General features: G+C 64.9%; 22 protein-coding genes. 14 read left to right on the top strand and 8 right to left on the bottom strand.

The window, feature by feature from the left end; translation table 11 throughout:
- The first annotated feature begins 65 nt into the window (after positions 1 to 65).
- The gene (locus tag VLR48_RS13390; RefSeq protein WP_325292276.1) at positions 66 to 1,937 is read left to right on the top strand and encodes a DEAD/DEAH box helicase; all 1,872 of its coding nucleotides are present in this window, start codon (positions 66 to 68) and stop codon (positions 1,935 to 1,937) included.
- Positions 1,938 to 2,192: 255 nt separating this feature from the next.
- Positions 2,193 to 3,068: an SIR2 family protein gene (locus tag VLR48_RS13385; RefSeq protein ID WP_325292274.1), complete on the top strand. Its 876-nt coding sequence runs from the start codon at positions 2,193 to 2,195 to the stop codon at positions 3,066 to 3,068.
- Positions 3,069 to 3,488: 420 nt separating this feature from the next.
- On the opposite strand, the gene purE is transcribed toward VLR48_RS13385, so the two are convergent.
- The gene (gene purE / locus VLR48_RS13380; protein WP_325292273.1) at positions 3,489 to 4,016 is read right to left on the bottom strand and encodes a 5-(carboxyamino)imidazole ribonucleotide mutase; all 528 of its coding nucleotides are present in this window, start codon (positions 4,014 to 4,016) and stop codon (positions 3,489 to 3,491) included.
- Positions 4,013 to 5,167, bottom strand: coding sequence for a 5-(carboxyamino)imidazole ribonucleotide synthase (gene purK, locus VLR48_RS13375; protein ID WP_325292272.1), 1,155 nt, complete (start codon positions 5,165 to 5,167; stop codon positions 4,013 to 4,015). The genes purE and purK overlap by 4 nt, the downstream gene beginning before the upstream one ends.
- Before the next feature lie 168 nt (positions 5,168 to 5,335).
- Here purK and VLR48_RS13370 point away from each other — a divergent pair, with 168 nt between their 5' ends.
- From VLR48_RS13370 to VLR48_RS13320, 11 genes are all read left to right on the top strand, one after another.
- A complete protein-coding gene (locus tag VLR48_RS13370; RefSeq protein WP_325292271.1) occupies positions 5,336 to 5,749 on the top strand; it encodes a CHASE domain-containing protein in 414 nt (137 codons plus the stop codon).
- A gap of 263 nt (positions 5,750 to 6,012) precedes the next feature.
- Positions 6,013 to 6,312, top strand: a complete 300-nt coding sequence (locus tag VLR48_RS13365; protein WP_325292270.1) for an EAL domain-containing protein — start codon at positions 6,013 to 6,015, stop codon at positions 6,310 to 6,312.
- A 110-nt stretch (positions 6,313 to 6,422) separates the two neighbouring features.
- Positions 6,423 to 6,575, top strand: a complete 153-nt coding sequence (locus VLR48_RS13360) for a hypothetical protein (protein WP_325292269.1) — start codon at positions 6,423 to 6,425, stop codon at positions 6,573 to 6,575.
- A gap of 441 nt (positions 6,576 to 7,016) precedes the next feature.
- Positions 7,017 to 9,833: a monovalent cation/H+ antiporter subunit A gene (locus VLR48_RS13355; protein ID WP_325292268.1), complete on the top strand. Its 2,817-nt coding sequence runs from the start codon at positions 7,017 to 7,019 to the stop codon at positions 9,831 to 9,833.
- A gap of 13 nt (positions 9,834 to 9,846) precedes the next feature.
- The gene (locus VLR48_RS13350; RefSeq protein ID WP_325292275.1) at positions 9,847 to 10,212 is read left to right on the top strand and encodes a Na+/H+ antiporter subunit C; all 366 of its coding nucleotides are present in this window, start codon (positions 9,847 to 9,849) and stop codon (positions 10,210 to 10,212) included.
- Positions 10,209 to 11,741 carry a monovalent cation/H+ antiporter subunit D gene (locus VLR48_RS13345; protein ID WP_325292267.1) on the top strand — a complete coding sequence of 511 codons (1,533 nt, stop codon included), beginning with the start codon at positions 10,209 to 10,211 and terminating at the stop codon, positions 11,739 to 11,741. Before VLR48_RS13350 ends, VLR48_RS13345 begins: the two co-directional genes overlap by 4 nt.
- 16 nt (positions 11,742 to 11,757) lie before the next feature.
- Complete coding sequence (locus VLR48_RS13340) at positions 11,758 to 12,252, top strand: Na+/H+ antiporter subunit E (RefSeq protein ID WP_325292266.1); 495 nt, start codon at positions 11,758 to 11,760, stop codon at positions 12,250 to 12,252.
- On the top strand, positions 12,246 to 12,515 hold the full coding sequence (locus VLR48_RS13335) for a K+/H+ antiporter subunit F (RefSeq protein WP_093030182.1): 270 nt from the start codon (positions 12,246 to 12,248) through the stop codon (positions 12,513 to 12,515). The genes VLR48_RS13340 and VLR48_RS13335 overlap by 7 nt, the downstream gene beginning before the upstream one ends.
- A gap of 206 nt (positions 12,516 to 12,721) precedes the next feature.
- A complete protein-coding gene (locus VLR48_RS13330; RefSeq protein WP_325292265.1) occupies positions 12,722 to 13,075 on the top strand; it encodes a Na+/H+ antiporter subunit G in 354 nt (117 codons plus the stop codon).
- A gap of 50 nt (positions 13,076 to 13,125) precedes the next feature.
- On the top strand, positions 13,126 to 15,105 hold the full coding sequence (locus VLR48_RS13325; RefSeq protein ID WP_325292264.1) for a hydantoinase/oxoprolinase family protein: 1,980 nt from the start codon (positions 13,126 to 13,128) through the stop codon (positions 15,103 to 15,105).
- 77 nt (positions 15,106 to 15,182) lie between these two features.
- Complete coding sequence (locus VLR48_RS13320; protein WP_325292263.1) at positions 15,183 to 16,370, top strand: DesA family fatty acid desaturase; 1,188 nt, start codon at positions 15,183 to 15,185, stop codon at positions 16,368 to 16,370.
- Between the two features lie 108 nt (positions 16,371 to 16,478).
- Here the strand turns inward: VLR48_RS13320 and VLR48_RS13315 are convergent, their stop codons facing one another.
- On the bottom strand, positions 16,479 to 17,105 hold the full coding sequence (locus tag VLR48_RS13315; RefSeq protein ID WP_325292262.1) for an ABC transporter substrate-binding protein: 627 nt from the start codon (positions 17,103 to 17,105) through the stop codon (positions 16,479 to 16,481).
- A gap of 121 nt (positions 17,106 to 17,226) precedes the next feature.
- Between VLR48_RS13315 and VLR48_RS13310 the strand changes: the two genes are divergently transcribed.
- Positions 17,227 to 17,682 carry a PaaI family thioesterase gene (locus VLR48_RS13310; protein ID WP_325292261.1) on the top strand — a complete coding sequence of 152 codons (456 nt, stop codon included), beginning with the start codon at positions 17,227 to 17,229 and terminating at the stop codon, positions 17,680 to 17,682.
- Positions 17,683 to 17,893: 211 nt separating this feature from the next.
- Here VLR48_RS13310 and urtE read toward each other — a convergent pair whose 3' ends face one another.
- From urtE to urtB, 5 genes are all read right to left on the bottom strand, one after another.
- Positions 17,894 to 18,589, bottom strand: coding sequence for an urea ABC transporter ATP-binding subunit UrtE (gene urtE, locus VLR48_RS13305; protein ID WP_325292260.1), 696 nt, complete (start codon positions 18,587 to 18,589; stop codon positions 17,894 to 17,896).
- A 193-nt stretch (positions 18,590 to 18,782) separates the two neighbouring features.
- Positions 18,783 to 19,214, bottom strand: a complete 432-nt coding sequence (locus VLR48_RS13300; RefSeq protein ID WP_325292259.1) for a DUF29 domain-containing protein — start codon at positions 19,212 to 19,214, stop codon at positions 18,783 to 18,785.
- 75 nt (positions 19,215 to 19,289) lie between these two features.
- Complete coding sequence (gene urtD / locus VLR48_RS13295; protein ID WP_325292258.1) at positions 19,290 to 20,120, bottom strand: urea ABC transporter ATP-binding protein UrtD; 831 nt, start codon at positions 20,118 to 20,120, stop codon at positions 19,290 to 19,292.
- Positions 20,117 to 21,229 (bottom strand): urea ABC transporter permease subunit UrtC, encoded by a 1,113-nt coding sequence (urtC, locus tag VLR48_RS13290; RefSeq protein ID WP_414718608.1) that lies wholly within the window; start codon positions 21,227 to 21,229, stop codon positions 20,117 to 20,119. The genes urtD and urtC overlap by 4 nt, the downstream gene beginning before the upstream one ends.
- A gap of 192 nt (positions 21,230 to 21,421) precedes the next feature.
- The gene (gene urtB, locus VLR48_RS13285) at positions 21,422 to 22,972 is read right to left on the bottom strand and encodes an urea ABC transporter permease subunit UrtB (RefSeq protein ID WP_325292256.1); all 1,551 of its coding nucleotides are present in this window, start codon (positions 22,970 to 22,972) and stop codon (positions 21,422 to 21,424) included.
- Positions 22,973 to 23,388 lie beyond the last annotated feature (416 nt).

The raw sequence follows: 23,388 nt of genomic DNA, 5'->3' as shown, positions 1-23,388 counted from the left end.
CGCGAATCCCCCTGGATGGTCCGCCGGACTTCCCGCCGGACGCGCCATTCTTTCGAGGCCCCACGATGGACACCACCGACACGAGTATCGGCTTCGGCCAGCTCGGCCTAGCCCCCGCCGTTGCACAAGCGGTCGAAGATCTCGGTTACGAGACCCCGACACCCGTCCAACTCCAATGCATCCCGCATCTACTCGCCGGGCGCGACCTGCTCGGCCAGGCCCAAACCGGTACCGGCAAGACGGCCGCCTTCGCCCTGCCCCTGCTCAGCCGCGTCGATCCCACGCAGCGCGGACCCCAGATCCTGGTGCTCACGCCGACCCGCGAGCTTGCGCTCCAAGTCGCCGAAGCCTTTCAAGGCTACGCACAGCATCTGAAGGGCTTTCTCGTCCTGCCGATCTACGGCGGTCAAGCCTACGGCCTGCAGCTCAGTCAGCTCAAACGCAACCCGCAGGTGATCGTCGGCACGCCGGGACGCGTCATGGACCATCTCAAGCGCGGCACCCTGGCGCTCGACGTGCTCAAGACACTCGTCCTGGACGAGGCCGACGAGATGCTCAACATGGGCTTCGCGGAGGATATCGACTGGATCTTCGAGCAGACCCCGCCCGGCCGTCAGGTCGCGCTCTTCTCCGCCACCATGCCGGCGGGGATCCGCCGAGTCGCCCAGACCCGGCTGTCGGACCCGGTCGAGATCCGCGTGGTTGCAGACTCGGAGACGGTCGACACCATCGATCAGCACCACTGCGTGGTCACCCGCTTCCACAAGCTCGACGTGCTCACCCGCATCCTGGAGCTTGAGCCGTTCGACGGCATGCTGATCTTCGTGCGGACCAAGAACGCCACGGTCGAGCTGACCGACAAGCTCAAGGCCCACGGCTTCGCGGCCGAGCCCCTGAACGGCGACATGAGTCAGGAGATGCGCGAGCGCACCGTCGAGCGGCTCAAGCAGGGCCAGCTCGATATCCTGGTCGCCACCGACGTGGCCGCGCGCGGGCTCGACGTGGAGCGGCTCAGCCACGTGGTGAACTACGACATTCCGACCGATCCCTCCGCCTATGTCCACCGGATCGGGCGGACCGGGCGCGCCGGACGGGCCGGGCGGGCCATCCTTTTGGTGGAGCCGCGCGAGCGCGGGCTGCTGCGCGCGATCGAGCGCACGATCCGGCGCACCGTGCCGGCGATGGAGCCGCCCTCGGCCTCTCAGCTCAGCGAGTCGCGCATCGACCGTTTCACCGCGGAGCTGCGCAAGACCCTGACCGAGCAGGATCTGGATTTCTTCTACCGTCTGGTCGCACGACTCGGGACGGAGCAGGAGATGGAGTTGATGGACATCGCCGCGGCGCTGGCCTATCTGACTCAGCGCGAGCGTCCGCTCGATGTCAAAACCGATCTGCCTCGCCCGGCGGCGACACGCCCCGAGCGCCCGGAGCGCGGCCCGCGGACCGAAGGCCGCGACGATGGACGTCCTCCGCGCCCGCCCCGCGACGGCGACCGCGGAGCGCCGCGGCATGAGGGAGCGCGCGAGGACAGTCGCGACCGGCCACGCCCGCAGGGCCGCGGATCCGAGGGTCTGACCAGCTACCGGATCGAGGTCGGGCACCAGCACGGCGCCACTCCGCGCGAGATCGTCGGCGCCATCGCCAACGAGTCCGGCCTGGAAGGCCGCTATATCGGCCGAATCGACATCCGGGACGATCACTCGCTGGTCGATCTGCCGGAGGGCATGCCCCGCGAGATCTTCAACCATCTCAAGCGGGTGTATGTCCGCGGACAGGCGCTGCGGATCTCGCTCGCGGATGGGGCAGCCGGCGGGACGCGGCGCAGCGGTGGAGATAGCCCCGGCGGCGCTCGGCCCGATCAGCCCTCGTACGAGCGCAAGCCTCGGGAGGCTGGATTTCATCAGGAGCGGCGACGCAAGCGCACGGATCCCGGCTGAACCGCGTCCGGGGTTCGACGCGAGGCTCAAGTCCCGTGCGGACGTTCGAGCACCGCGTTGGAGTTGACGCGGGTCAGGAGAACGGGGGAGAGGGGATCAAGCACTCGGATTGTCGGGAAGGGGACATCGGGCGGAGGGTCTGGGACATTTGAGGTGCCGTACCGCCGGGGACTGGCTGTGATCTTGGGATGTCAGGGGTGGCGTTATTCTTGCTTACCTACTCGACGTCCTCTCTCGGTCGCAATAGGTCCCACGATGCTTCAACGACTCGTAGCCGCGCTCACGCGCGGCGATCTGATTCCCTATCTCGGTCCCGCTGCACTGACGGGCGCGGTGGATACCGCCACCGGCGAGCCCATCCCGGCGGACAGCGACAGCCTCATCATCGCGTTGAACAACGGCAAACCCATGTCGCGAAGGCTCATGTGGGAGTTTCCCCGTGCGGCCATGGACGTGGAGCTCAAACGCGGCCGCAGTGCCGTCAACCGCTTTCTCGACACCACCTACGGCCGGCGCTCCTGGACCCGCGCGCCGCTGCATGACTGGCTGAAGGATCTAAAGCCGCGCTACGTCATCGACATCAATCGGGATACTCAGCTGCAGGACTCCTACCTCGGAGTCCCGCATACGCTGGTGCGCGGCATCGCACGCATCGGCGGCACCGATTATCGTTTTCGGCTCGATCGTTACGATGGGACGACCTATCGCCAGGTCGAGCTGGATGAGGTCGATCAGCGGCTTCCCGTGCTCTTCAAACCGATGGGCAGCCCGCGGCCGGACGCGACCTATATCGCCTCGGATGCGGACTTTGTCGACTACCTGACCGAGCTGATGGGCGGATTCGGGATCCCCGCGTTCCTCAAGACCTATCGGCAGGAACGGCAGTACCTCTTTCTGGGGCTGCGTCTGATGCGCGATACCGAGCGGATGGTGATGTCGGACCTGATCTACGGGGCAGGAACGCCGGCCGGTTGGGCACTGATCCCGGATCCGACCGACAAGGAACGGCGGTTTTGCGAGAGCAAGGGGGTGGAGATCGTCGAGGCGGACATCCCAGATTTGCTTGCTGCTGCGAACCGACACGACGCGGTCGCGGAGTTGATTCCGGCGACGCATGAGGTCGGTTGCTAAACTGAACCGCGTCTGCTGGACCATGCGGGGCCTTCAGGCTGGATCGACGCGGCCTGACTCAACCGAGGTCTGTGGTGACGCGGTTCAGGATGGGGAAAAGCGGGAACGAAGGACTGTAGAGGAAAAACGGAGAAGGTGTGCCGAGAAACCCTCGATGTTTGTTGGTAAGTTAAACCGCGCCGGCTCAGAACGTCGTCGAAGCTGGGACGGCCGAACCACTCCGACATATGACGCATACCGCACCGGGCGCGGTTTAAGGCGAGTTTCGGAGAACTCCACCGAGGGTTCACGACCCTCAGACAACTCGACGATCGAACACGGTTACCATGGTCGTCGTTGTCGACTACGACAACGATTCGCGACTCGACCTCTTTCTGACACTGACTCCGCGACCCTTCGGAGCGACGATCTGCGGCGGGCTCACATCTGCTGCTCCATCGCCGTGACCTTCGCCATCACCATGGCTTCGAGATCCTGCTTGAAGCGTACGATCCGTTCACGCACCTGCGCGTCCGAGGCGCCGATGATCTGGGCGGCGAGGATCCCTGCATTCTTGGCGCCGTTGATGGCGACCGTCGCCACCGGCACGCCGGCCGGCATCTGCACGATCGAGAGCAACGAATCCTGTCCCGAGAGGCTGGAGGTCTTCACCGGCACGCCGATGACGGGCAACGGCGTGATGGCGGCGGCCATTCCGGGAAGATGCGCCGCACCCCCGGCACCCGCGATGATCACGCACAGACCACGTTCGACCGCGCTCTCGGCATAATCGTAGAGCCGCTTGGGCGTGCGGTGCGCAGAGACGATGGTCATCTCGTAGGCGATGCCGAGCTCGCCGAGCACCGTGGCGGCATCCTGCATCACCGGCAGGTCGGAATCGCTTCCCATAATGATGCCGACGCGGGCCGGGCGATTCGCCGACGACGGGGATGTGTTGGATGTGGTCATGGGTGATCCTCTCCCGAGATCTCGATCAGACGACGGACCCGCTCGGCCTTGATGCGGGCCTGCTCGATGTCCCGGTCCAGGACCGTGACATGACCCATCTTGCGAAAGGGCGAGGTCGCCGCCTTGCCGTAGAGGTGCAGACAGACGCCCGGGATCGCCAGGGCCTCGGCCATACCCTTGATGACGGGACGCCCCCGATGGCCGGGCGCGCCCAACAGGTTGATCATGGCCGCGGGGCAGAGCTGCTCGGTGGACCCCAGCGGCAGACCCACGACGGCGCGCAGATGCTGCTCGAACTGGTCGGTCATGTTCGCTTCGATGGTGTGATGCCCCGAGTTGTGGGTGCGGGGCGCGACCTCGTTCACCAGCAAATCGCCTGCCTCGGTCAGAAACATCTCGACCCCGAAGATGCCCACGCCGCCCAGGGCATCCACGGTGCGCACCGCGAGCTGCTCGGCCGCGGCGGCCGTCTCGGCCGGAATCTGCGCCGGGGCCAGCAGCATCTCGAGCACGTTCTCGCCCGGTCGAAAACACATCTCGACCGCGGGATAGCAGCGGTGATCCCCGTCGAGCCCGCGCGCCACCAGCACCGCCAGCTCTTTGGCCGCGGGGATGAAGCGCTCCACCAGCGAGGGCACCGGCAGATGTGTGTCGAAGTCCTCGGGGCCGTCCAGGATCGAGACACCGCGGCCGTCGTAGCCGCCCCGACAGGCCTTCTGGACCAGCGGATAACCGAATGCGGCGAAGGCCTCGGCCGAGGGCTCGGGCATCGGCTCGAAGGGCGCGGTCGGAATGCCGGCCGCGCTCAGTGCACGTTTTTGCGTGAGCTTATCCTGAATCAAGGCAAGGACGGTCGGGGGCGGTTGAATATTATGCCCTTCGCGTCCGAGCTGGATGAGTGTCTCGGCATCGATGTCTTCGATATCGAAGGTCACGACATCGCAGGACTCGGCCAGCTCGCGGAGCTTGGAAGGATCGTGATAGGCACCCACGATCTGGTGTCCGGAGACTTGGCCGGCCGGCGAGCCCGGTGTCGGGTCCAGCACCACGCAGGTGCAACCGATCCGTTTCGCGGCCTTGGCCATCATGCGGCCGAGCTGACCGCCGCCGATGATGCCGATACGTGCTATGGGGAGAGGGAAAACGTCCATGCGGTGAATCATCGGCGCTCGGGAGGAAATTGGAAAGCCCCAATGCCGCGGGCGCGCTGTGCCGAGCACGCACACCGCCGCTCGTCGAGCTCGATCGACGCCGACCCGTGAGATAAGGTCTACTCTTAGGTACACGGGAGCAACCCGAGTCTGTCGGCAACGCATGCCATGGCCGCACTCGCGCAACAGGCTCGAGGCCGAATCGACGATTTCCAAGGGATCGGCGAGGCGCTGCTCCCCCGCCACCCCGGGGTGGACGCCCTGTTCCTGGCGCCGGACGGCGTCATTCGGGATGGGTTTCAACTGACCGACAACGAGCCGGTGATCGGTCTGGATTTGCTTAACGACCCCGTTCGCAGCCCCGATGCCAGGTTGGCATTGGAGACCGGCCGGTTGATCCTGTCCAGTCCCTATCAGCTGGTGCAAGGCCAGATCGGCATCATCGGGCGCCTGCCCTTCTTCCTCGACGATGCAAAGGGCAATCCCGCCTTCCGGGGCTTTGCCATCGCCCGGATGCCGTTTCCCGATGCGATCGCACCCAGCCACCTGTCGCAGCTCGACGAGCGCGCGAGGCGGACCTGAAGCACGCCGAGGAGAGATCCTCGACACCGCAAGCGAGGCATTTGGACGGTCGACATCGAGGGTCGCATCACCTTCGCCACTCCCCGAATGGCGGAGCTCTTGGGATGTCATGGATCAACTCGTCAGCCGATCCTTTGCGAGGCAGATTCCGGTGAGCGCTCCTTTCGTCCGCAAACAACTCAGCGCCGAAGGCCTGCTTGAGGGTCACCGAAAGCCAACCGTTTCAGCAGCGCCCCCGGCGGCGAGGGGTCGGTTATCCCTGAATGCTCTCCACACGCGTGCACGTCGGCATCGATCGATGCCGGGCGTACACGGCGGGAATTGCTGTTGCCAAGATGATTGCGTTGAAGGAGATCGGCATTGGCTTTGCTCTGGACAACTTCGGTTCGGGCTTCTGCTCGTTGTCGTATCTCAAGCGGCTGCCGCTCGATCAGTTGAAGATCGCCCCGGCGTTCGTGCACGAGGTCCTCGAGGATTCCGCAGACGCCACGGCCGATAGTTTCGTCGCACTTGCGGAAAGTCTTGGCCTGGCGATCATGGCCGAGGGCGTCGAGACCGAATAGACGATATCGCACAGTCGAACCGACACCCACAGACTCTCGCTCGCGGGTCATTCAAAGCCGGCTGCGTCCTCCCGACGCCGACGCAGCCGAGGACGTCCTGCGCCGGGTCGGTGACCTACGCGCTGGCCGCATTGGTCCATCAGGGCGGAGGACGCATCGAAGGATTCGAGACGACGGCCCGTGCACTTTTGCCCTTCTACGAGAACGTCGAGGCCCTTTATCTGGCACCCGAGGGCATCGTCCGGCAGGTCTTCCCCTCGTAGACCAACGAAGCGACGCTCGGTTTGAATTTGCTCGAAGATCCGGAGCAGCGCGTCGATGCACGCGTGGCGCGCGACACCGGCCGGCTGACCCTGGCAGGCGGCGTGCGCGGGCGAGGCATTCGATATCAGCTACCGCATCCTGAACGAGGAACGGATCACCTGGCTGCGCGCCCGTCTCGAGCCGGCCCCGGCGGCATCCACTGCGCGGGATGGTCTCGCCGGGCGAGCTCATCCCGGTAGCGGAGTCCTCGGGTCTGATCCTGCCGCTCGGTCAATGGGTGCTCAAGGCATCCGCTCGTTAGCTCGCCTCCTGGGCCGGGCAATCCGAAACCAGCCACCTGTCCACCGACCCCAACGACGCCGCAAGGGGACGCCTGCGAACGGACGGTGGTATCCTTGCCTCGAGCGAGTCACCGTCCTCCCGTTCAGGCAGTCCCGCCCATGAATCTTCTCTTCGTCGTTCTCATTCCCTTCATCGGGGCCGGTCTGGCTGCGTGGGTGTCGCGCTTCGGCCGGCTGCAGTCGGCCTGGATGGCCGGAGGTGTGGCCCTGGCCGCACTGATCGCGCTGGCTCCGAGCGTAACCGCCCCGTTTCTGGGCGAGACCCTGGTACAACGCATCCCCTGGATACCCGCGCTGGGACTCGATCTCGCGTTCCGACTCGACGGGTTGGGTCTGCTGTTCGCCCTGATGATCCTGGGGATCGGTCTGCTGGTGATCCTCTACGCGCGCTACTACCTGGCCGAGCGCGACTGCATGGGCCGGTTCTATGGCTATCTGCTGCTCTTCATGGGCTCGATGCTCGGGATCGTCCTGTCCGAGAACCTGATCCTGCTGCTGATGTTCTGGGAGCTCACCAGCCTTTCGTCCTTCCTGCTTATCAGCTATTGGCAGCATCGCGAGGATGCCCGAACGGGGGCGCGCATGGCGCTTGCCGTCACGGGGCTGGGCGGGCTCGCCATGCTCGGCGGCTTCGTGATGCTCGGCGAGATGGTCGGCAGCTATGATCTTTCCGTCGTCCTCGCCAACGGCGACCTGATCCGATCCGACCCGCTCTACACCCCGATGCTGGTGTTGATCCTGCTGGGTGCCTTCACCAAATCGGCGCAGTTCCCGTTCCATTTCTGGCTTCCGCACGCGATGGCGGCACCTACCCCCGTGTCGGCCTATCTGCACTCGGCAACCCTGGTCAAGGCGGGTGTCTTCCTGCTGGCACGCCTGTTTCCGGCGCTTTCCGGGACGACCGAGTGGTCGGTCCTGGTCATGGGCGCGGGGCTTTCGACCCTGCTGATCGGCGCCTATTTCGCCCTCTTCAAGCATGATCTGAAGGGTCTGCTCGCCTATTCGACCATCAGCCATCTCGGCCTCATCACGCTGCTGTTCGGCATCGGGACACCGCTCGCCGCGGTCGCCGGGGTCTTTCACATCATCAACCACGCGACCTTCAAGGCGTCGCTCTTCATGGCCGCAGGGATCATCGATCACGAGTGCGGGACGCGCGACATGCGCCGCATCAACGGTCTCTGGCGCTACATGCCTTACACGGGAACGCTGGCGATGGTGGCCGCAGCAGCCATGGCCGGTGTCCCGCTCTTCAACGGATTCCTCTCCAAAGAGATGTTCTTCGGCGAGACGGTGACCTTCTCGGCGAACCATACCTGGGAGTGGCTCTTACCCGGCGCCGTCGTCTTCGCGGGGATCTTTGCCGTGGCCTATTCGCTGCGCTTCATCCACGACGTCTTCTTCAACGGCGATCCGGTGGATCTGCCCAAGACCCCGCACGAGCCGCCGCGCTGGATGAAGGTGCCGGTGGAGATCCTGGTCGCGATCTGTCTGCTGGTCGGAATCCTGCCGGCCTTTACCGTGGCGCCGCTGCTCCTGGTTGCAGCAACAGGCGTGCTTCAGACCGCCCCCCCGGACTACGATCTGGCCATCTGGCACGGCGTCAACGCCGCGCTCATCATGAGCTTCACCGCCTCGATCGGCGGCATCCTGCTCTATGTCGGGCGCGGGCCGCTGTTCAAGCTCGCCACCAGGCTTGAAGGACGCCTAGATGCCAAGGCCGTGTTCGATTGGCTCCTGAAGGGCGTCCTCGCGCTGGCCGGCGCCGTCACCCGAACACTGGATACCGGCTCGCTGCAACGCATGCTGCTGGTCTTCATCCTGTCGGCGCTGACCCTGGGGACGATCGGTTTCTTGGGCGGCGGCGCTCCGCTGACCGGCGATCGCACCCTCTTGCCGGCCGATGCGGTGAGCCTGCTGGTCACGATCGCTCTGATCACCGTCGCACTCTGGACGGTCGTCCTGCACCGTCGCCGCCTGACCGCGCTCATTGTCATGGGCGCCTTGGGCCTGCTGGTGTCGCTCATCTTCGTGAAGTTCTCGGCACCCGACCTCGCCCTGACACAGCTCTCGGTGGAGGTGGTGACGATCGTCCTGCTGCTGTTGGCGCTCTATTTTCTACCGCAGTACAGCCCGGCCGAGTCGAACTGGCCGCGCCGGATCCGCGATATCGGGGTGGCCGGCTTGGCCGGCGGCGGGGCGGCGGCGCTGACCTGGTCGGTGCTGACGCGGCCCTACGAGAGCATCGCGAACTACTTTCTGGAGAACAGCATCCCAGGAGGCGGGGGCGCGAACGTGGTCAACGTGATCCTGGTGGATTTCCGCGGCTTCGACACACTGGGCGAGATCTCGGTCCTGGCCCTGGCGGGATTGGGGATCTACGCGATGCTCAAGGATCTGCGTCTACCCGGACCGGCCTGCGACGCACGCGGGCGGCCCTGGAACTGGGACATGCACCCCGTCATCATGGCCGCCCTGACGCGGCTTCTCTTGCCGCTCGCACTGCTGGTTTCGGTGTTCATCTTCCTGCGCGGACACAACCTGCCCGGCGGCGGCTTCATCGCCGGGCTCATCACCGCGATCGCCTTGATCATGCAGTATCTGGCGAACGGCGTGGAATGGACACACAACCGGATGACCTCCAACCTGCATCCAGTCATCGGCGCCGGGCTGCTGATCGGATTGCTCACCGGGCTCGCGAGCCTGGTCGTCGGCTATCCCTTCCTCACATCGGCCTTTACCCATGTGCACTGGCCGGTGATCGGGGACTTCGAGCTGGCCTCGGCGATCGCCTTCGATCTCGGGGTTTACCTCGTGGTGGTCGGGGCGACGCTCCTGATCCTGGTGCACCTGGGTCTAATGCACCATGCCAGTCATCCGGACGAACCGGAACCGTCCGGGGCGAACCATGCTTGAGGAGCTGTTGTCGATGGAAGCCCTGATCGCCGTGATCATCGGTGTCTTGACCGCCTGCGGGGTCTACCTTGCACTGCGGGCGCGTACCTTTCCCGTGGTCATCGGACTGACCCTGCTGTCTTACGCCGTGAATCTCTTCCTGTTCGTCACCGGGCGCCTGACCGTCGGCCAACCCGCGGTGATCTCGGATCAGGCCGTCGGCTATACGGATCCGCTACCTCAGGCGCTGGTGCTGACCGCCATCGTCATCAGCTTCGGCATGACCGCCTTCATCATCATGCTGGCGCTCAAGGCGCGTGCCGAGCTGGGGACGGATCAGGTGGACGGCCGAATCGACGCCGACGACGGCCGCGACACACGGGGGGGAGCGAGAGAATGAACCATCTGGTGATCGCCCCGGTCCTCTTCCCGCTGTTTGCGGCCACCCTGCTGCTGCTGTTGCGGCGCGTCATGCCCTTGCGCGTGCGACGCAGCCTGAATCTCGTCGCACTCGTCATCCAGATCCTATTGGTGTCGCTCCTGGTTCAGCGTGTCGTCGGGGGCGAGATCCTGGTGTATGCACTCGGCAACTGGCCGGCGCCCTACGGGATCGTCCTGGTCGCGGATCGTCTGAGCGTCTGGATGCTGCTCGTCACCAGCCTGCTCGCCTTCTTCGCCATGCTCTATGCCGTGCGCGGGACGGATGCCGGAAGCCGGCACTTCCACCCGCTCTTCCAGCTCCAGTTGTTCGGTCTGAGCGGGGCCTTTCTGACCGGCGATCTGTTCAACCTCTTCGTCTTTTTCGAGATCCTGCTGCTTGCCTCCTACGGGCTGCTGCTGCATCGCGGCGGGGCCAATCGGGTGCGCGCCGGGCTGCACTTCGTCGCCCTGAATCTCGCGGGGTCCACGCTCTTTCTGTTCGCAGTCGGCACCCTCTACGCCATCCTCGGGACGCTCAATATGGCGGACCTGGCGGTGAAGGCGGCGGCAACCCCGCCGGAGAATCTCGGCGTGGTGCGTGCGGCCGGGCTGCTGTTATTCGCGGTCTTCGCGCTCAAGGCGGCATTGATCCCGCTTTATCTGTGGCTGCCCGCGGCCTATTCGTCGACGTCGGCACCGGTGGCCGCGCTCTTCGCGATCATGACCAAGGTGGGCGCCTACAGCATCCTGAGGGTCTACACCCTGATCTTCGGTGCCGAGGCCGGTCCGGTCGCGGATCTGATCGGCCCCTGGCTATTGCCGCTCGCGCTCGCGACCATGGCGATCGGCACGCTGGGCGTGCTGGCCGCGCATGAGCTGCGCCGGCAGGTCGCCTATCTGGTGGTGGTGTCGGTGGGGTTCCTGTTGACGGCCTTCGCACTGGGGACCGAGGCCAGCATCGGCGCAGGTCTCTATTATCTGGCGCACACGACATTCGCGGCGGCGGCCTTCTTCCTGTTGGCGGACATCATCGCCATGGGGCGCGGCACGCTTGCGGATTGTCTGGATCCGGGGCCGGTCATCGCCAACTCCAACCTGATTGGTGCGCTCTTCTTCATCACCGCCATCCTCGTCTCCGGGTTGCCGCCGCTGTCCGGATTTCTCGGTAAGTACATGGTGCTGAACGCCGCGGTGGACCTGCCGAGCATGCCTTGGGTGTTCGGCGTGATCCTGACCGCCGGGCTCTTCGGCATCATTGCACTCGCCCGCAGCGGCAGCCTTTTGTTCTACCGCGCCGAGGGCCTGATCGAGCGCACCGGTACCGCCGGGCGATCCGCCGTCGGTCCGAACTGGGGCCGTCTCTTGCCGGTCTTCGGCCTGCTGCTGCTGTGCGTCACGCTGGTCATCTGGGCCGGACCCTTGTCCGAGTACACCCGTGCAACCGCCGAGCAGCTCCTGGAGCCCGGCGTCTATATCCGGGCCGTGCTGGGCGACCCCCGACCTGTATGACCGGAGTGCATAAGCGATGAAGCTCAGGCTGCTGCCTCACCCCATCCTCACGCCGGTCCTGGCCCTGATCTGGCTCCTGCTGGTCAACAGTCTGTCGCCCGGTCAGATCATCTTGGGTCTGATCCTGGGATGGGCGATCCCGGTCTTCACGCTGCGCTTCTGGCCGGAGCGCGTCAGGATACACAAGCCGCTGACCTTGATGCGATTCTTGGCGATCGTCATGTACGACATCCTGATTGCCAACCTCGCGGTCGCCGCCCTCATCCTGGGTGGTCCGAAGCACGTCAAGCCGGCCTTCGTGCGCGTGCCGCTCGCCTTGCGCACGGATCTCGGGATCAGCCTGCTCGCCAACACGGTCTCCCTGACGCCCGGTACCGTCTCGGCCTGGCTCAGCCCGGATCGCAGCCATCTGGTCGTGCACGGACTGAAGGTCAACGACCCCGACGCCCTGATCGCCGAGATCAAGCGCCGCTACGAGACACCGATCAAAGAGGTCTTCGAGCCATGCTGAGCATCGCCGTCTCCATCGCCTTCGCACTGGTCTCCGGGGCGCTGCTGCTGAGCCTCTGGCGTCTGCTCAGAGGGCCGGACAAGCCGGACCGCATCCTGGCGCTCGACACCCTCTACATCAATACGATCGCCCTGCTGGTCCTGCTCGGGATCCATCTGAGCAGCTCGCTGTACTTCGAGGCCGCACTGCTGATCGCCATGATGGGTTTTGTCGGTACGGTGGCGCTCTGCAAATACCTGCTGCGCGGCGATATCATCGAGTGATGAAAGCGCGTCTTTTGGTGGACTTTTGTCCTGTTCGAGAGCTTGGCGAGCTCCGTGGGCATCTGTGCGCGTTGGAGCTGACGCGCTTTCATGATGTTTAATTCCTTTTGTTTTTTTACTTCAATCGCGTCGACTCCATGCTCTGATGGGGCCGCGTGGGTATGATCCGGTACAGCCTCTATCCATCACGCCGAGGACGCGATTGAATGCTTGAGATGATGTTGTCGGCTTTGATCGTCGTCGGTGCGCTCTTCACCTTCATCGGGTCCTTGGGGCTTGCCCGGCTCGGCGATTTCTATACGCGCCTGCATGGCCCGACCAAGGCGACGACGCTCGGCGTGGGTGCGCTGCTGATCGCCTCGGTGCTCTATTTCAGCACCCGCGGCGAGGGGCTTAGCCTGCACGAGATCCTGGTGACCCTTTTCCTCTTCATCACGGCCCCGGTCAGTGCGCACCTGCTCGCCAAGGCAGCGCTGCATCTGCGGGTACGCTCGATTGCACCGCCGCCGCCCGAGGCCGAGGATCCGTTGGCCGATACCCGCGTCCGGGCCGGCGACTAGGTCAGGCCGAGCATCCTCGGCCTTTGCGGCCCAAGCGACCTTCATCCGCCATGATCATCGTCGGCATCGATACCGGAGGGACCTTCACCGACCTGGTGCTCTGGCGCGACGGCTCGGTACGGACGCATAAGGTCCTCTCGACACCGGCGGCGCCCGAGCAGGCGATCCTGCAGGGGATCGCCGAGCTGGGTCTGGATCCGGCCGGGTTGCACGTCATCCACGGGAGCACCGTGGCAACCAACGCCGTACTCGAAGGCAAGGGTGTCCGCACGCTCTATGTCGCCAATCGCGGACTCGGCGATCTCTTGAGCATCGGTCGCCAAGCACGACCGGACCTCTACGACCTTCAACCGCCGGCACGCCTCCCGCCGGTTCCGCTCGAGCTCTGTGTCGAGACCGGCGGACGTCTCGGCGCCGACGGCCAGTGGGTCGAACCGCTGACCGCGGCCGACCTGGACGCGCTCAAGGCGACGGTCGCACGACTTGCCCCGAAGTCGGTCGCGATCAACCTGCTCTTCTCCTATCTGGACGACAGTGCCGAGCGGGCCTTGGAGGACGCGATGCCCGAGGGCCTGTTCGTCGCACGCTCCTCCGAGGTCCTGCCGCTCGTGGGCGAGTACGAGCGCGGGATCGCCACCTGGATCAACGCGCGCATCGGACCCATCGTCGCCCGCTATATCGGCTGCCTTGCCGAGGGTCTGCCGGGGGCACGGGTCTCGGTCATGCAAAGCAGCGGCGAAGCGGTGACGGCTAGTCAGGCCGCACGACACACCGCGCGCCTGCTGCTTTCGGGCCCCGCAGGCGGACTCGCCGGGGCGGCCTTCGCCGCGGCGCATACCGGTGGTGCGCGGTTGCTGACCTTCGACATGGGCGGGACATCCACGGATGTCGCCGTAGTCGACGGCGAGCCGCGCCTCACCACCGACGGGCACATCGCCGGCTTCCCCGTCGCACTGCCGATGGTGGACATGCATACCATCGGGGCCGGCGGCGGATCGATCGCGCGACTCGATGCCGGCGGCATGCTCCTGGTCGGACCCGAGTCCGCCGGGGCCGACCCTGGACCGGCCTGTTATGGCCGCGGCGGACGCGAGCCGACCGTGACCGACGCCAACCTGGTGCTCGGACGGCTCGATCCGAACGGATTTCTCGGCGGGCGGATGCACCTGAACCCTGACGCCGCCCGCGCGGCACTCGCTCGACTCGCGCACGCCATGGGCCTCTCGATCGAAGAGGCCGCGCTGGGCGTGATCCGTCTGGCCGACGAGCATATGGCGCGCGCCCTGCGGGTGATCTCGGTGCAGCGCGGCCTGGATCCGCGCGGGTTCATCCTGACCTCGTTCGGCGGTGCCGGCGGCCTGCATGTCTGCGCCTTGGCCGAGGCGTTGGGCATGACCCGCGCCATGGTCCCGGTGCATGCCGGTGTCCTATCCGCTCTCGGGATGCTGGTAACACCGGCCGGGCGAACCCTCACCCGAACGCGACTCGGACTGCTCGCCGAGGCCGGCGATGCCGAAATCGAGGCGGCGTTTGTCGCGCTCGCCGAGTCCGGGATCGCCGAGCTGGAGCAGGAGCAGGAAGGTGTTGCCCGCGCCGCCCTGCGTGTCGAGCGTTCGCTCGATCTGCGCTATCGCGGCCAATCCCATACGCTCAACCTGCACTGGGCTGGGGTCGAGGACACCGCCGCCGCCTTTCACGCACAGCACCGCGATCGCTACGGGCATCGGCTCGATCTGCCGGTCGAGCTCGTCAATCTGCGGGCGCGCGTACGCGGTTCGATCCCGGATCTTGCGCTGCCGCCGATCGGCGCGTCCGGCCGAGGGAGTCCTACGGGAAGCTCCAGGGCCTACGGATGTCCGACGCCGGTCGCCTGCTGGACACGCGAGGACCTCGGACAGAGGCACACGCTGCTTGGACCGGCGATCATCGCAGACGCACTGGCGACGACCTGGCTCGCCCCCGGCTGGCGAGCCGATCTGGACGCGGTCGGGAACCTGATGCTACAAAGAGCGGTCGGAAGAAAACCCTAGCCGGACAAAGGCAAAGGGCCAGATCGCCACCGGCCACGACCGGATCGGCACATCACCACCACTCCTCCAGGACATCCATGACGCTCTACGGATTGCTCGACGTCGACATCCTGTCCGCCGTGCTCGTCACGCTCGGCATGACCCATATCACCATCGTCGCCGTGACGGTCTATCTACACCGTGCGCAGGCGCATCGGGCGCTCGATCTGCATCCGGCGGTCTCGCACTTCTTTCGCTTCTGGCTCTGGCTCACGACCGGGATGGTGACCAAGGAGTGGGTCGGCGTCCATCGGCGCCACCACGCCAAATGCGAGACCGCCGAGGACCCGCATAGCCCGCAGATCTTGGGCCTGCGCAAGGTCTTGGGCGAGGGCGCGGAGCTCTACGCACAAGCTGCGAGCGATCGCGCGGCCGTCGAGCGTTATGGCCAAGGCACCCCGGATGACTGGCTGGAACGTCGGCTTTACAGCCGCTTTTCCTGGCAGGGGGTCGCGCTCATGCTGCTCCTGGATGTGGTTCTCTTCGGCGTCTACGGCATCGTGATCTGGGCCGTTCAGATGCTCTGGATCCCCATCTTCGCCGCCGGTGTCATCAACGGCGTCGGGCACTATTTCGGCTATCGCAACTTCGAGCCGCCGGATGCCTCCACCAACATCGTCCCCTGGGGCATCCTGATCGGCGGCGAAGAGCTGCACAACAATCACCATGCCTTCCCCAGCTCGGCGCGGCTCTCGTCGAAATGGTGGGAATTCGATATCGGCTGGATGTACATCCGCATCCTCACGGCACTGCGGCTGGCGAAGGTCCGCCGGGTCGCACCCAACCCGCAGGTGGTCCCGGGCAAGTCGCAATTGGACCTCGAGACCCTGCGTGCGGTGATCACGAGCCGGATGCACGTCTTTGCGCGGTACGGAAAAGAGGTGATGGTCCCGGTCTCGCGCGAGGAGTTATGCCGCGACGCGGAGCACTGCAAACGCCTGGTCAGGCGTGCGCGAAGACTGCTTCTGACCGAAGGCCAGCGTCTCGACATCGCCGCACGCAGCAGCTTGGAGCAGATCCTGGCTAAGAATCAGACGCTTGCCACCGTCTATCAGTTTCGCGAGCGCCTGCAGGAAATCTGGGACCGCAAGGCACCCAGCCAAGAGGCCTTGCTTCACGCGCTTCAGGATTGGTGTCAGCAGGCCGAGGCGACCGGGATTCAGGCGTTGGAGCGGTTCTCAAGGAACCTGCGCGGATTTGCACTGACGCCGACGCTCGCGCGGTAAATGACCTACCAGTGACAAGGTAATTCCCGGGAACGGATCTACCGGCATGATCGGGGCGACTTCATTCGCCCCTACATCCCCATCAGTTCTTCCTGGCATGCCCGCGGATCAACGGCGGGTATCGTTCCGCGTGGTCAATTCCTCGAGCAAACCGTCGATGCCGCGACGCTGCGCCACCGACGTGAACTGATTTCGGTACGAGGCCAGCAGGCTGATCTCCTGGACCGCGACATCGTAGGCCCGCCACCGCCCGTCGCTGAATGCCATTCGATAATCCACCCGCACGGGCTGCCCGCCCGGCTGCTGGATCTCGGTGCGAACGAGCGTGCGCGTGGCACCGGGCTCCAACTGCATGGGGAGGAAGCGGATGTCCCAGGAGCTCAAAGCATCGAGCGCGGAGGCATAGGTCTGGATCAGGAGCCGCTGAAACTCCGCTTGGAACACCCGACGCTGCTCCGGCGTCGCATCCCGCCAATAGGGCCCGAGCGCCAAGGCCGAGACACGCGGGACATCCACATGCGGCAAGAACAGCTCGTCGACCAGACGATGGACATAGGCGGGGTCGGTCTTGAGCAGGTTCCGATCCTCGCGCAGCACGCGCATCAGGCCGTCCGAGACCTGCTGGATAATGCGTTGCGGCTCGTTGAGTCCGCTGTGTGCCGTCGCCGGGAAGAACACGGCACATTGGAGCAAAAGAAGCGTCGCCCATAGGGCGCGATTGTTCACTGGGATCATGGGTCACTATCCGATCCGGTTGCCCGGTTTTCTGTAAGGATATACTTCGACATCACGTCCGGCGAAGGGGTTGCATGCCCGCTCGACGACATTCGGACCATCGGTCGTGAAGGAGAGACCCATGACGAACCCGCAGTTGTCCCCCCGGCTGTCCCCACAGCCAACCCAGGCCGATCTGAAGGACTTCTTTCTCAAGGACCGTTTCGCTGCACACGTCGGGATCGAGCTTCTGGAGATGGCGCCCGGCCGGGCCAAGGCCAAGCTCGCGATCCATGACCACCACCGCAACGCCGTCGGCGTCGTCCACGGCGGAGCCATCTTCAGCCTGGCGGATCTAGTCTTCGCCGTCGCCTCCAACTCGCACGGCACGGTCGCGCTCGGGATCAACGTCTCCATCTCCTACATGACCGCCGCGCGCGGCGGGACCCTCGTCGCCGAGGCAGAGGAGGTCTCGATCAACCCCAAGCTCGCCACCTATCTGATTCGTATCCTCGACGATGAGGAGACCCTGATCGCGCTCTTTCAGGGGACGGTTTATCGGAAACGCGAGGCGCTGCCGGTGGCGGAGCATCTTTAGACCGCCCTTTCAGGGCTCGAGGCTCGAGGGTTTGGGTTGATTCAAACCCGGGGCGCTGCCCCGGGCTGTCATCGGTCGCGCCTTTGGCGCTCGACACGAACGGCCGCAACTCGCTGACGTAGAACCCCTACACCGCCTCGTCGTGCCTTGCCGGACCCCGCGCGGGACACACTCCAGGCGCCGTTCAACTGCCGGATCTAGATTGAAGGACTCATACCGTCAGGTATTGCTTGACGAGCTCCTCGCTCAGATCGGGCATCGCGCCGCTCGCCATCAGCCGTCCGCGATCGAGGATGATGAAACGATCGGCGATGCGGCGGGCGAAGGGGAGCTTCTGCTCGACCAGGATGACGGTGAGGTTCAGGTCGGTCATGAGGCGGCGGATGATGTCGCCGATCTCGTGGACGATGTTGGGCTGGATGCCTTCGGTGGGCTCGTCGAGGATGAGGAGCTTGGGGTCGATGACGAGTGCGCGGCCGATGGCCAACTGTTGTTGCTGACCGCCGGAGAGATCGCCGCCGCGCCGCCCGAGCATCTCTTTAAGCACCGGGAAGAGCTCGAAGATATAGCCGGGGATCTGTTTGGCGCGATCGGACCGCGCGGCGAGACCGATCCGCAGATTCTCCTCGACGGTCAGCAACGGGAAGATCTGGCGACCTTGCGGGACATAGCCGATCCCGAGCGGTGCTCGGCGTTCGGCGGTGAGTCGGGCGAGATCCTGCCCCTGATAGCTCAGGGATCCGGAGCGCAACGGGAGCAACCCCATGATGCATTGCATCAGGGTCGTCTTGCCGACCCCGTTGCGACCCATCACGCAGGTGCACTGACCCTGGGGGATCTCGACATCAAGGTCCCAGAGTGTGTGGCTCTCGCCGTAGAACTGATTGAGTCCCGAAATCGCAAGCATATTGAATCGCGTCCTAGGTGATGATCGATCTTGTCATATACCGCCGCGTCGATGCCCCGAAATGGCTCTGCGTCGACGCGATTCAAGATAAAACACGAATGATAAAAATTCCTAAAACGCGTCCCAGCTGAGGGCGCTGGCACATCGGCGGCTCGTCCCAAGCGATCACATCACATGCTGCACAAGACGCGTTTTAGCCGGGCAGGAATGTGCCTAGGATTTGCGTCTGGTCCCAAGGACAGCCAACCGGAAAGGCATCGTAGTCCAACGGCGTTTCGGCGACGGCGAGGTCGACCGCATCCGGATAGGCGTCGCGGATGATCTCGTCCAGTCGCGCGGCCAGGCTCGGGTTTTCGTCCAGCAGCTTGGCGATCGCACGGCGTTGGGTGTTGATGGTCGCGCGCCAGGATTTGCGGCTCGGATACTCCGGTTGGTACTGCCATTTCAGAAGGTGTCCCAGCAAGACCGCGAGCCGACTTTCCAATGCACGCCGTTCGCGCTTTCCCAAGTCCTCGATCTCCTCGACGAGGTGCATGACATCCAGTCGCCCGTACTGACCGGAACGCAGCAGGCTGGCCTGCTCTCGCGACCAGGCATAAAAGTCTTGATCGTAGTCCGTCGTCATCGCGTGGCCTCCGAGGGCGTTCGCGCGCATGGCGCGCCGTCTCGAACAGGATACAGGAGGTGATCCCCATCGGGTTTACTCCCCCAGATAGACCTCGACCACGCGCGGGTCGTTCTGCACCTCGTCCATGCTGCCTTCGGCGAGGACCGAGCCCTGATGCAGCACGGTGACGCGCTTGGCGATGGAGCGGACGAAGTCCATGTCGTGCTCGACCACGACCACGGAGTGCTTGCCCTCCAGCGAGAGCAGCAGCTCCGCGGTGCGATCCATCTCCTGGTGTGTCATGCCGGCGACCGGTTCGTCGACCAGCAGCAGATGCGGGTCCTGCATCAGGAGCATGCCGATCTCGAGCCACTGTTTCTGGCCATGCGAGAGCGCCCCGGCCTCGCGGTGGGTCTGCTCCTGAAGGCCGATGATGCCGAGGACCTCGTGGATGCGGTCGCGCTGCTCGCCGCTAAGCCGCGCGAACAGGGTCGGGAAGACCCGTTTGTCGCCGGCCATCGCAAGCTCGAGGTTTTCAAAGACGCTGTGCGACTCGAAGACGGTCGGTTTCTGGAACTTGCGGCCGACGCCGAGCGCGGCGATCTCGGGCTCGGAGAGTCGCAGCAGATCGATGGTCCGCCCGAAATAGGCGCTGCCCGTATCCGGGCGGGTCTTGCCGGTGATGATGTCCATCATGGTGGTCTTGCCGGCACCGTTCGGACCGATCACGCAGCGCAGCTCGCCGGCGTTGACGTAAAAGTTCAGGTTATTGATCGCCTTGAAGCCGTCGAAGCTGACGCTGACGTCTTCCAGATAGAGGATCACGCCCTGGCTGACATCCAGATCAAGATCCAGCATGGAGTACATGAAGCTCCACTGCCGGTCCTTGCGCATGGATTCGCGCAGTTGCTCGACCGGTTTCATGGTGCGACCTCCGCTGCGGATCCGGTCGGGGATCGCGATCGTCGCCAGGTCCTGATCATGCCGACCAGCCCGGCGATGCCCTTGGGTAGGAAGAGTGTGACGATGACGAAGAGCGCGCCCAGGGCGAAGAGCCATGCCTCGGGGAAGGCGCCGGTGAAATAGGTCTTGCCGTAGTTGACCAGGATAGCGCCGATGACGGCGCCGTAGAGTGTGGCCCGACCGCCGATGGCCACCCAGATCACCAGCTCGATCGAGTTGAGCGGCGAGAACTCGCCCGGATTGATGATGCCGACCTGCGGGACGTAGAGCGCCCCGGCCACGCCGGCGAGCATCGCCGAGAAGGTGAAGATGGCGAGCTTGACCCGGTCCACCCGGTATCCGATGAAACGGGTGCGCGCCTCGGCGTCACGGATCGCGACCGCCACACGACCGAGCCGCGAGGTGACGATCCAGCGGCAGGCCAGATAGCCCAGCGCCAAGGCACCCGCCGAGGCAAGGAAGAGCCCGATCCGCGTCGCGTCGCTCTTCAGATCGAAGCCCAGGATGTCTTTGAAGTCGGTCAGACCGTTGTTGCCGCCGAAGCCCATCTCGTTGCGGAAGAAGGCGAGCATCAGGGCATAGGTCAGCGCCTGAGTCATGATGGAGAGATAGACGCCGGTCACGCGCGAGCGGAAGGCGAGATAACCGAAGATAAAGGCCAGCGTCCCCGGAATCAGGATGGCCATGAGCGCGGCAAACCAGAAAAGGTCGAAGCCCTGCCAGAACCAGGGCAGCTCCGACCAGTTCAGGAAAACCATGAAATCCGGCAGCACCGGGTGGCCGTAGACGCCGCGATCGCCGATCTGACGCATCAGATACATGCCCATCGCATAGCCGCCGAGACCGAAGAAGGCAGCATGCCCCAGGCTCAGGATGCCCAGATAGCCCCACACCAGATCCACCGCGACGGCGAGCAGCGCATAGGTGAGATACTTGCCGAGCAGGGTCACCGTGTAGGTGGAAACATGCCAGGGACTGGACTCGGGCACCACCAGATTCAGGATCGGCACCACGACCGCGACGACCAGCAGAACGGCCAGCATCGCCTGTCCGCCTCTGTCACCCCTCATGACGCTGACCACACCCATACTCGTCTCTCCGAAACCTCGAAATCCTGACTGTAGGTCGGGTTAGCGCAGCGTCACCCGACATTCGGCGCATCGGTCAACCGCCGCCGCTGTCGGGTTACGGCGCGCATCGACGTCGGCGTAAATCATCGAGACCCGTGCCGGCGCGCCTAACCCGACCTACTCGTCTAGCGTCTACCCGTCCGCAGCGCGTCCGCGTTGCGGGAAGAGCCCGCGCGGGCGCTTCTGGATGAAGAGGATGATGAAGACCAGGACCAGGATCTTCGCGAGCACCGCGCCGGCCCAGGGCTCCATCAGCTTGTTGGCTACGCCCAGGGTCAAGCCGGCGACCAGTGTTCCCCAGAGATTCCCGACCCCGCCGAAGACCACGACCATGAAGGAGTCGATGATGTAGGCCTGCCCCATGTTGGGGCCGACGTTGGTGAGCTGGGACAAGGCGACACCGGCCACCCCCGCCACGCCGGCGCCCAGGCCGAAGGTGAGTGCATCGACCCGCGCAGAGCGCACGCCCATCGAGCGCGCCATCGCCCGGTTCTGGGCGACCGCGCGCACCTGTAGCCCCAAGGCGGTGCGCTTGAGGATCAGCAGCAGGGCCACGAAGACCATCAAGGCGAAGATCAGGATATACAGCCGGTTGTAGGTCAGGGCGAGCGCTGGGTTGATCTGAAGCGCACCGCTCATCCAGGACGGATTCTGCACCGCCACGTTCTGGGCCGAGATGGTCGTGCGCACCAGTTGCTGAAGGATCAGGCTGATGCCGAAGGTGGCGAGCAGTGTTTCGAGCGGTCGGCCGTAGAGGAAGCGGATCACGGTGCGCTCGATCAGGATTCCGAGCAACCCCGCGACCACAAATGCCGCCGGGATGGCGACGATCAGCGAATAGTCCAGCAACCCCGGCATCGCCTGTTGGACCAGGTAGGTCGTATAGGCCCCGATCATGATCAGCTCGCCGTGGGCCATGTTGATGACGCCCATAACCCCGAAGGTGATCGCCAGACCGATGGCTGCGAGCACCAGGACCGAGCCGAGACTGAGCCCGAAGAAGAGCGTCTCCGCCGCCGCGTTCAGCTTGAGCTTCTGCTCGCTTGCATCGAGCGAACGCTCCGCGGCAGCACGCACCTCGGGGTCGGGCTCCTCGCTCAGTAGTTTGGTCAGGGCGTTGCGCGCGGCCGGATAGAGACTCCCCGAAAGCGCGTTCACGGCGACGAGCCGGACGGCCGGGGCCTCGTCGCGCAGACTGGCCAGTGCCAGGCTCAGATCCAGGTAATCGCGCACGCGCTGATCGTCCTCGCGCCCGAGCTGCTCGCGGATCGCCTCGACGACGATCGGGTTGGCGTCGCCAAGCATCTGCTGCGCGGCCTTGAGACGAATCTCCGGATCGGGACTCGCAAGCGTCAGGGCGGCGATCGCCGTGCGCAGTTGGTTGCGCATGCGGTTATTGATGGTGATCTTCTTCACGGCACCGCGCTCGACCTCGCCGAGGTCACTGCCGTCCAGTGCATCGGTGAGTCGGTACCCGCCGGGAGCGGGCTCGACCAGAACCGGACGCCGATCCGACTCGCGGGCATAGAGGTTGCCGCCCAAGAGCGCATCGAGGAGCGTCGCCGCGCGCGGGTCCCCGCCGGCGGCGATCACATCGACCGCCGCCTGCTTCACCTCGAACGAACGGTCGCCCAGGTCGATCAGGGCCGTATCGATCTCACCGGCTAGGCTGCCGAGCGGCATCACCGTCAAAATCAGGAACGCATAAACGAGACCAAGGCCCGCCTGGTGCGGGAATCGTCGCGATCGGCATATCGGATTCATGGGCATCGTGATACTCGCTGCGGTCGGAAGCTGCCTGATAACGCCCATTCACAACACCAAGGCAATTCCCGGAAAATCAGCGCCCAGCCTGTAGGTGCGAATCGATTCGCACAGCCCAGGCGGTAGCGTCGCCGAGCGCCCCGCGGACGAAACCGGCATGCGTGCGAATAAATTCGCACCTACACGCCGGTAACTCCTTTCCCAATTCACGTGAACACTTGAACCGCGTCCAGCCGGACGCGGTTCAATAACTACTGCGCCTGAGCCCCGAGACAGGTCTTCGTCACCGTGTTGAAGTTGCCGCACATGACCGGCGGGGTCCAATCGGCGGTGAG

Source organism: Thiocapsa sp. (genome assembly GCF_035467215.1).
Lineage (GTDB): Bacteria > Pseudomonadota > Gammaproteobacteria > Chromatiales > Chromatiaceae > Thiocapsa.
The sequence above is the reverse complement of the archived record's forward strand: the minus strand, read 5'-3'. Positions and strand labels throughout refer to the sequence as shown.